The sequence below is a fragment of the Terrimonas sp. genome (assembly GCF_003075435.1).
GTDB lineage: Bacteria > Bacteroidota > Bacteroidia > Chitinophagales > Chitinophagaceae > Agriterribacter.
In genome coordinates this window covers 120,232-126,840 of the sequence record NZ_QCZJ01000017.1, presented here as the reverse complement: position 1 = coordinate 126,840, position 6,609 = coordinate 120,232, and the positions used below count along the sequence as shown (strand labels likewise).

Here is a 6,609-nt window from a genome sequence, read left to right as displayed (position 1 = left end):
GGAGTTTCTGACCGACATTCGTAACCGGTATATCTTTTAATTCTTTACCGTTTATATTGGCTATTGCTCCCGTGATCTCACGCTTTTTCTGCGTACCGTAGCTTACCACTACTACTTCACTCAAATTCTGGGATACTGCACCCAGTGTTATATTAAGATCATTATCATCGTTCACTATTGCGCTATGTGCATTATAACCGGTATAACTAAATATCAATGTGGATCCTTTTGAGGCTTCAATAGTATAGGCGCCTGCATTGTTGGTTTTAGTTGCTTTGGTTGTACCCTGTACCGTCACTGTAACCCCTGATAAAGGATTACCGCTCGCTGAATCAGCAACAATGCCGGATATTTTCAAAAAATCCTGACCGTAAGAAGTAATGTGACTAAAAATGAATACAATGAGTACCAGCCACATTCCCGAATAGTGGCTAAAGAAGTTTTTAGCTTTCTTCATATGCAAGTAATTTTGGTTTTACAATAACTAATTCAATTAACCAAAATTACTATGCCGATACCCCCATAACCAAAACCAAAACGAAACAAGTTTTATACTTTTTGCTACTTTTTCAGGAAAGGAGAATATGATGCAGACGATTCAAAAAATTGCTTTCGATATAAATTAGGAGAAACACCTGTCTTTTTTCTGAACATCTTAGAAAAGTAATATATAGAATCAAACCCGGTTTGATCAGCTATTTCTTCAATACTAAGGGTTGTTGATTCCAGCAATTCTTTTGACCGGCTCAGGCGCAAATTCAAATGATACTGATTAGGAGAATATCCCGTAAGCTTTTTAAAATTTTTTCTGAAAGCGGAATAGCCCATAGGTAATTGATATGCAATATGCTCCATATCTACAGTACCTCCAACAGATTCCTGCATAAGAAATTTGGCCTTTGAAATGAGTTTTTCCAAAGGATTGCCGCTGCTTTGCTCATTAAGGGACAGCGTACTGATCAATCCAAGAATCTGCAATGTAATACCGGCAATTTGCTGAGCGTAACCAACAAAAGATGATTTCACAACATCCAGCATTTGATTAAAAAGTATCAGCAATTCTTTATTTAAGCCAATATGAAAACAAGGCTGATGAGGATCAAAAAAATGCTGTTTCATCAATTGCTCTATATAATAACCGTGAAAACCAACCCAATATTCTTCCCATCCTGAACGTGCATCAGGCTTGTAACGGTGACGAATACCCGGGAACAGGAAAAAGCAGGTTCCCTCTTCAACTTCCTTCGGTTCAGTGAGAGAGGAACAAAAAACACCTTTCCCTTTTGAAATAAATATCAAATAAAAATCATTCAATATCCTGCCCCTGTTCCAGGTAAGAACGTGACTATTAGGATGCTTCTGGTTAGGATATTCTTCATGGGGCTCCACCTTGGAATAACCAACAGTAGTAACGTACATACCCCATTTTTCTTCCCTGGTGCTTACATTAAGATACTTAAAGAAACTACTATTCATATAACACATTTATCATTAGGCATGATCAGGAATGTTTGCCGAACGTTAAAATTAAAATACATTCAACATTTATTTTACCAGCTTTCAATGCATTCATTACAGCTTAACAATCCTGATAATCATGTTTTTTTTAAGTAATACTTTAAAGGTAAGTGCACCATTCTCTCCGGACCGCATTTTTTGTTTTGTTTTGCCTATAGAAACACTGAAATCTGAAGAAGGTTGCAAGCCATTTAATGCTAGGTAATATTGGTCTGCATCTTTTAATATAAATGTAATGCCATCATCATCCCATTGCGAAATATTCAGGGATGCATTTTTACTATCCTGCCTTTTAACAGAAAGAAAAGCAGTATCCTGATCACCGGGAAAGAATCTCAATTCATCACCGCTGCTGCTTATACCAAAGCTGCTGTTTGAGGTAACACTATGAAATCCATCTGAAACATTGTATTGGTTATGATACAACAAAATATCATAACGATTATTCCGCATTGGATATGAGAATTTTGTTCCATCAAGTTCTTTAGTAAGTCCCGGGGTAATTACAAGCCTGTTCCACCGCGGCCGAATACCATAGATATCAGTATACAAAGCTGTTATTCCCGTACAGATACCAGAAAGAATGTCTGTGCCAAGGCCTTTTCCCGTTGTCCTGCTATATCGTTGCGAAGAAAGCCCATCCTGCTCATACTGGTGAAGGAGATTGCTAACATACTTAAGCGCAAGTTGCTTATCATACTTTACATATGATCTGACCCCCAAATATCCCCAGGTAGGAAAGATATCACCATTTTCATACTTCGGAAACGGCCAGTTATTACGATGTACCTCTTCCTCCCTGAATGAATCAAAACAAAGCGGCCAATGAAACAAATTTTCTGCAGACGTACGTTTTTCAATTTGTTCCACTATGTTTTTTATTCTTCGAGGATCATCGCATATATCAAAACCTATAGCCATAAAATTTACCGGAGTTACCAGGTTATCGCCATGGATGCTTCCATCATCATCTCTCCAGTATATATATTGCTTCTTCTCTTCTGACCAAAAACCTCCTTCTTCAACAGGTCTATTAAACGCATTTTTAAGCCGCAATGCAATTTGCCTGTATCTTTTAGCCGCATCATGATCTCCTAATATACGCTCACACTCCACCCATTTTTGAAGCGCTGCATACATCTGTGCATTCACAAACGCATTTTCATAACCGGCCCACACTATGTCAATCCAATCGCTGGCTTTCTTTTCAGCAATATTCCTGTTAACCATTTCAAATATTCCGTTATTATTCTCATCTCTCCTTATAAGCCAGTTTAATGCACTCTCACAACTTTTTTTATGACCTTCCAGCCATTTAACATCACCTGTATTATCGAACTGCTCACATACGTTAATTACATAACCGGTTTGAGAATCCACTGTATAACCCCACATTGCTTCATAATAGCCAGTTGCATTATAAGTGCCGGGTATTTCATCTCCAGGCTCATTGTGCCACCGAGAAAGTACACGTCCATCCGGGAGAATGGCCATATCTCTTTCCTGGTCAAGCGTTGACGAAAGGTTTTTTGTATAGTTGCTGTCTGCCAAAGCAGTTGCGATCTGCGCAAAAAAAGGTTCATGAATACATTTCCAATTGGTAAGCCACCCGTTTCCTCCAACAATATTATTGTCAACAACGCCATACCGGGCTGTAGTATTAAGTAATTCTCTTACTGCAGCAGCATTAATTGTCTTTAAATCTCCCCGGTCATATAATTTAAAGTAATCTATATACTTTATGGTGAAACGGGCAGATATTTCACCTTTTTCTACTTTAAACGGGGCAAAAACATTTGGCTTTTTTGATACAAACCGGTTAAGGTGGTGACGTTGTGTAAGCGATGTATTTGTTACGAACTGGGTACAGGTAAACTCACCCTGAGGGCTATGAGAATATTGACTTGCAATTTGCGTTCCTGCTAAACCTATTCCCTGAATAGATAAGCCATCACCTGAGCTATCGTTCCAGTAGGTTGTGCCCCCCGTATGTACACCATAGCTATCATTTATATTTTTTAAATATTTACACCATACCATCCCGCCATTATCAATTATTCCGCCTTTCCAAACAGACAGGTCAGCAAAATTCCATTTAGGAAAGTACATTTCCTCAGCATCAAAACTATCAGCATATGATCTTCTCAATTCCCATGTTATACCTTCTTCTTCAACTTCAAATATCCATGTCTCCTGTATGCTGATATCTTCACCATAATTAATCCTGCTGATATTAATTACGTTATTATTTATCTGAACAAGTGGTGAGTCCGAAAGCTTTTCTGATGTATAAACAATATTACTCCCCTTTATACCTGTGACTACTCCTGAAGGCGATAATGTATTTTTACCTTTAATCGACAAACGCTTTATTGAACAACCCTTAGAATAGTCAATCAACATTTTCATATCACCATTCTGCACGGTTATGGCAATTGTACGATGCGCTTTATTATGAACTATTTTTTCATTCACATGCCCGTGCCCGCAAAATACCGTAAGATGAATAGAAAGATTTGCTACCGTTAAAACAATTAGCCTGGCAAACATGTTGAAGTGGTTTGGACTAAAGATACGATGGAACAACAATCAGGGAGATACCAAAATATTCATTTTTTTGTACTTTTTGATACATCTGCTTATAAATCATGTTACAATAATCATCAGGCAGGAAAAAATCCTTTCCCTTTTTGTTCTGTGCTATTTGCAGGTAATGCTGATACGGATTACGTTAATAAAACAAAAAACCGGATATCAGATATATGATATCCGGTTTTATTAAAAAGAAAATATTACTTACTTTATCTCCACCAGGTAAGTAGCGCAGCGCCAGATACCGGTATACTCTTTACCATGATGTTCACCTTTTTCATCGTCACTTCTTGATACTTCTATCATATATTTCCCTTTCCATTCCGGCACAAATTCAGCTACACCATCTTTGCCTTCTACCTGTTTTGTCCATCCTTTAGGAGAAAAAACAGTAACGCTCATTTTTTCCGAAGCGGCATCTTTATAAAATGCCTGTATGGTTACAGGTTCATTTACTTTACCCGCTTTTAATTGAAATTTTAACGGGTTTAAGTTATGCTTAACATCAGCCGTTTCATTTTTGCCCACAGCAACTATAGCGCTGGTATTAAATTGATATACCGTAGTTCTGCCAAGATCTTTTGCACTATGGCTTACCTGCAAAGTGTATACGCCGTCTTTATCTGGCGTAAATGATGCTGTGTAATGATCTTCCTGCGGTGAGGTAGTCAATTGCTTTTTTTGCCCATCCGGCGCTACCAGCCATAATGTAAAATCTTTTACATCAGAATACCAGTCTTTTACTTTTTCGGGAGAGAATTCCGCATATTCTCCATAAAATATTTTCACATCCTGTTGTTGTCCTTTTTTTCCGGTGGCATTGGTTTCAATCCATAATGCGTGGGCATATATACTGATGCTTAACAGCAGCATAGCTGTACTAACAAATAGTTTCTTCATTAAATATATTTTTAAAGCTTAGAAAGATTTTTATTGAACCGGCAGACGCTGTATACACAATTTCATTTAGCGTATAAGTGTTGCCGGGTTATTCAGGTAGTAAAACAAATACACAGCAGATTTATATTTCGCCGCGTAGCGGCTTACCTTATTTAGATTCTTAATTACTATGAAGATCAAGGTACGCAACACCTTCATTCAATGGTATATAATACAATTCTATATTCCCGCATCATCTTACGGGCAGGAGCATTACCTTATGGTCGCTCCTGCCTTTCAGATATTATAGCCACTGTTGCTCTTGTTACTACTGTAAAAAATATATGTTTTTAATTTTCGTAAGGCACCCATTGAATAGCAGTAATGATACCACCTGTAACCTCCAACCCGGGTGTAGCTGTAGCATTTGCTGCATCAATTTTATACACCACACTCTTATTATCTGTTGTGGTAATACCAATATAGGCAATGCCATTTCCCGGAGAATAGTTTGTCATAGAAAAATCCGCAATACTTGCAGCATCAGGTATACCTGTTACCCATTTAAAACTTTGGGTTTCAAGGTTAATAATTGCAAACCTGTCAGCACCCTGCCACTGGCTTTTTTTATCTTTTGGATTTAAAGCAGCAACCACGGTATTGTTACCTACATAAGTCCATCCGGCAATATAAGCGCCTTCAGATACAGCTTCCACATTAAATAAATAGGTTTGATCAAATTCAGTTGTTCCGGATTTTATACGCGTAATGGAAGATGGTTTACTTGAATTAAAGAATTGCTCCGTACCTGATTTACCAACAGTATTAGCTGGAGAAAATGCATACACATCACCATTACCCACTACTGCAAGTCCGTTTTGAAAATACAGTCCAATAGAGCTTGTTCTGTTATCCCTGATTATTTTTTCTAATTGCATATCAGGATAAGAAAATACAGCAATCCATGCGCTGTCAGGATAACTGGTAGTCCAGCCACCATCAGTTGTGCCTTTAATACAGAAATAAGGAGCAAATACTTTATTGCCAACCTGCTGTATCCAGCTAAACTCAGCCAATTCTCCGTTACCGGCCAAATCAAGCGCATCAAACTGTCCTTCACCTCTTATTACCAGACTATCTGTACTAACCTGGTACCAACGGCTCACAGAACTTGTTACACTTCTTCCCATTTTCACCATTAATATATCATTATCAACCGGTGCAAAAGCCTGCACTGTTTCTGATTGAAAATTACTCAACTTTTGAAGCTTACTCTGCCCATCAAGATTATATATGGTTACGGCGCCGGGGTTCCCCTGTCCATACAACATGCTGAAAAATTTATTACCTGAAGTTGTGTAGTAACGGTATGTGCCATCCTGCTCTATTCCATTGCCGGTTGTAGAAATAGTGCCGCTGTCGAGCGTAGCTGTAGTTAACAAATAATCAGCCTGTGATGTACCGGCAATAGGCAATGCTGCTACTACAAATCTTCCTTTTTCAGGATCATTTGGATCAGGATCGGGTGAAGGATTATTGTCTTTTTTACATGCAAAGAACAGTGCACTCATCAGGAGTGAACACCATACATAATTGTACTTTTTCATTTTATTGTTTGTT

The 6,609-nt window shown here is 38.1% G+C and carries 5 protein-coding genes; all 5 read right to left on the bottom strand.

What is annotated here, in order from left to right; translation table 11 throughout:
• The coding region (locus DC498_RS17655) for a carboxypeptidase-like regulatory domain-containing protein (RefSeq protein ID WP_206197674.1) at positions 1–457 on the bottom strand (457 nt) is incomplete at its 3' end.
• 104 nt (positions 458–561) lie between these two features.
• Positions 562–1,476 carry an AraC family transcriptional regulator gene (locus tag DC498_RS17650; protein ID WP_116875474.1) on the bottom strand — a complete coding sequence of 305 codons (915 nt, stop codon included), beginning with the start codon at positions 1,474–1,476 and terminating at the stop codon, positions 562–564.
• A 96-nt stretch (positions 1,477–1,572) separates the two neighbouring features.
• Positions 1,573–4,068 carry an alpha-L-rhamnosidase-related protein gene (locus DC498_RS17645; protein WP_116875473.1) on the bottom strand — a complete coding sequence of 832 codons (2,496 nt, stop codon included), beginning with the start codon at positions 4,066–4,068 and terminating at the stop codon, positions 1,573–1,575.
• Between the two features lie 246 nt (positions 4,069–4,314).
• Positions 4,315–5,010 carry a DUF4198 domain-containing protein gene (locus DC498_RS17635; RefSeq protein ID WP_116875471.1) on the bottom strand — a complete coding sequence of 232 codons (696 nt, stop codon included), beginning with the start codon at positions 5,008–5,010 and terminating at the stop codon, positions 4,315–4,317.
• A gap of 329 nt (positions 5,011–5,339) precedes the next feature.
• Entirely contained in the window at positions 5,340–6,596 is a 1,257-nt protein-coding gene (locus tag DC498_RS17630) for a DUF4374 domain-containing protein (RefSeq protein ID WP_116875470.1), read from the bottom strand.
• Positions 6,597–6,609: the final 13 nt, after the last annotated feature.

Bases quoted from the DNA above. Each gene is read 5' to 3' on its own strand.
- DC498_RS17650 (WP_116875474.1), bottom strand. From the start codon at position 1,476: ATGAATAGTAGTTTCTTTAAGTATCTTAATGTAAGCACCAGGGAAGAA.
- DC498_RS17645 (WP_116875473.1), bottom strand. From the start codon at position 4,068: ATGTTTGCCAGGCTAATTGTTTTAACGGTAGCAAATCTTTCTATTCAT.
- DC498_RS17635 (WP_116875471.1), bottom strand. From the start codon at position 5,010: ATGAAGAAACTATTTGTTAGTACAGCTATGCTGCTGTTAAGCATCAGT.
- DC498_RS17630 (WP_116875470.1), bottom strand. From the start codon at position 6,596: ATGAAAAAGTACAATTATGTATGGTGTTCACTCCTGATGAGTGCACTG.